This is a genomic window from Dietzia sp. B44, assembly GCF_014145245.1.
GTDB lineage: Bacteria > Actinomycetota > Actinomycetes > Mycobacteriales > Mycobacteriaceae > Dietzia > Dietzia natronolimnaea.
Genome location: NZ_JAALEF010000203.1, coordinates 1 through 2200, shown reverse-complemented (window position 1 = coordinate 2200; position 2200 = coordinate 1). Strand labels below are relative to the sequence as shown.

Genomic DNA, 2200 nt, shown 5'->3' with positions numbered 1-2200 from the left:
CGGCTGGCCGCCCTGACCGACGCCGACCTGCTCCTGCCCGGCCCCGTCGCGCGCTGTCTGGGGCTGCCCGCGGAGCCGGAGGACCTCGACGAGCACGTCACCGCACGGGGGCACCGGATGCTCGCCCACATCCCCAGACTCCGGCCCGTGCAGATCTCCGCCCTGGTGGAACGGTTCGGCTCGGTCCCCGCGCTGCTGGCGGCCGAACAGACGGACTTCGCGGACGTGGAGGGTGTGGGCGCCCTGTGGGCCCGGCACGTGCGCCAGTGGCTCACCGGACTGGGGTCGACCTAGGGGGCGGCGTCCGGGCGCCTGCCGCAGCTGTCAGTCGTACCCGCCAGCTCGGACGGTCAGTCGCCCTCGACCACGTTGAAGGTGGCCGCCGGACTGAAGACGTTCCCGACCAGCGCGTAGACCTGGTAGGCGCCCACCTCGACCGGGGTCCGATCGGCCTCCGAGCAGGCGCCCTCCGCGGACCGGCGGCCGGTCCAGTCGATCTGGCGGGGCTCGGGCTCACCGGGGCGGAGGTCGACCTCGTCGTCCTCGCGGGGGGTGGTGCAGTCGATGCTCGACCACACCTTGACGTTCGTGTCCAGGCGGTAGACCTCGAAAGACAGCGGCGCCTCGGAGAGGTCGCGGTCGCACGTCGTGTCCGAGGTGTTGAGGATGTTGACGAAGAACCGGACATCCTCGCCGACCGGGACGTTGGGCTCGGCGGACCAGACCTCCAGACTCAGGTCCTCGTCCGCGCACCGGCCCCGCGAGGCACCGCCGTCGTCCCGGGCGGTGGTCTCGGTCGTCGTGGTCTCCGAGGTGGTGGCCGCCTCGGCCGAGTCGACCTCGCCACCCGCCGCCGAATCCTGCGTGTCCGTCCCGCTGTCCCGGGAGGCCAGGAACAGCGCCAGCACCACGGCCAGGACGGCGACGACCGCGATGGCGACGGCTGCGACGCGGCGCCGCACATAGACTTCGCGCGGTAGGGAGCCCTGGGGTTCGTGCACGGGCCCAACTCTAGGGCCGAGGGGGCGCCGCACCGGAGCCCCCTCGCGGCGTGTCCCTAGACCGCGATCATCTCCTCACCCGGACCGTGGGGGGTGTCCTCGACCTCCCCCAGCGCGCTGCGCAGATACGCGCGCCCGTCCGAGAGCTTGTAGGTCACACCGACGATCGCGAGCCGCCCCGCGTCGATCCGGTCGCTGATGATCTTGGAGCGCTGCTGCAGGAGCTCGCCGGTCTCGAGGACGTGGCGCGCCTCGAAATCGTCGATGGTGCTCAGACCCTCGCGGCGCCCGTTGAGGATCGACGGTGAGACCTTCTCCACCACGTCACGCAGGAACCCGGGCGGGATCTCACCGGTGTTGAGCGCATCGACCGTGGCCTTGACGGCGCCACAGCTGTCGTGACCGAGCACCACGATCAGCGGGGTCTCCAGGACGTGGACCGCGTACTCGATCGACCCGAGCACCGCCGAGTCGCTGATGTGGCCGGCGGTGCGGATCACGAAGAGGTCCCCGAGACCCTGGTCGAAGATGATCTCGGCCGCCACCCGCGAGTCCGAGCACCCGAACAGCACGGCCTTGGGGTGCTGGGCGGCGACGAGCGTCTCCCTGTGCTCGGTATTCTGACCGGGATGACGCATCTCGCCCTCGACGAATCGATGATTACCGTCGCGGAGGGAGGCCCAGGCCTTGATGGGATCGGTATGAGGCATGACTCATATTGTGCACACCCCGCTCCCGGGGAGGCACGGTGACCTCTCTCGACCCCTCCGCCCTGCTGTCCTGGTTCGACCGTGCGGGTCGTCCCCTGCCCTGGCGCGGCCCGGGTGTCGGCGCGTGGGAGATCCTGCTCTGCGAGGTCATGAGCCAGCAGACCCCCGTGGCGCGGGTGGAACCGGTCTGGCGGGCGTGGCTCGAGCGGTGGCCCGGCCCGGCCGAGCTCGCCGAGGCATCCCCCGCCGAGGTGATCCGGATGTGGGGCAAGCTCGGCTATCCCCGCCGCGCCCTCCGACTGCAGGAGTGTGCCCTCGTCGTCGTCGATCGACACGGCGGCGAGGTCCCCACCGACGTCGAGGCCCTTCTCGCGCTGCCGGGCGTCGGTGACTACACCGCCCGCGCGGTGGCGTGTTTCGCCCACGGGCAGCGCGTCCCGGTGGTCGACACCAACGTGCGACGGGTGGTCGCACGCGCGGTGGGCGGGG

Annotated in this window: 3 protein-coding genes and 1 pseudogene; 2 read left to right on the top strand and 2 right to left on the bottom strand. The window is 71.5% G+C overall.

The features are described from left to right. Positions 1-294 (top strand): annotated as a pseudogene (locus G6017_RS07525) (DNA integrity scanning diadenylate cyclase DisA); the annotation flags it as partial. Positions 295-350: 56 nt separating this feature from the next. Here G6017_RS07525 and G6017_RS07520 read toward each other — a convergent pair. Both G6017_RS07520 and G6017_RS07515 read right to left on the bottom strand, forming a co-directional pair. Next, the gene (locus G6017_RS07520) at positions 351-1001 is read right to left on the bottom strand and encodes a hypothetical protein (RefSeq protein WP_182610832.1); all 651 of its coding nucleotides are present in this window, start codon (positions 999-1001) and stop codon (positions 351-353) included. 56 nt (positions 1002-1057) lie between these two features. Further along, complete coding sequence (locus tag G6017_RS07515; RefSeq protein WP_182610831.1) at positions 1058-1711, bottom strand: carbonic anhydrase; 654 nt, start codon at positions 1709-1711, stop codon at positions 1058-1060. A gap of 38 nt (positions 1712-1749) precedes the next feature. Between G6017_RS07515 and G6017_RS07510 the strand changes: the two genes are divergently transcribed. Continuing rightward, positions 1750-2200, top strand: a 451-nt coding sequence (locus tag G6017_RS07510) for an HhH-GPD family protein (RefSeq protein WP_524536256.1), incomplete at its 3' end; no start/stop codon positions are given.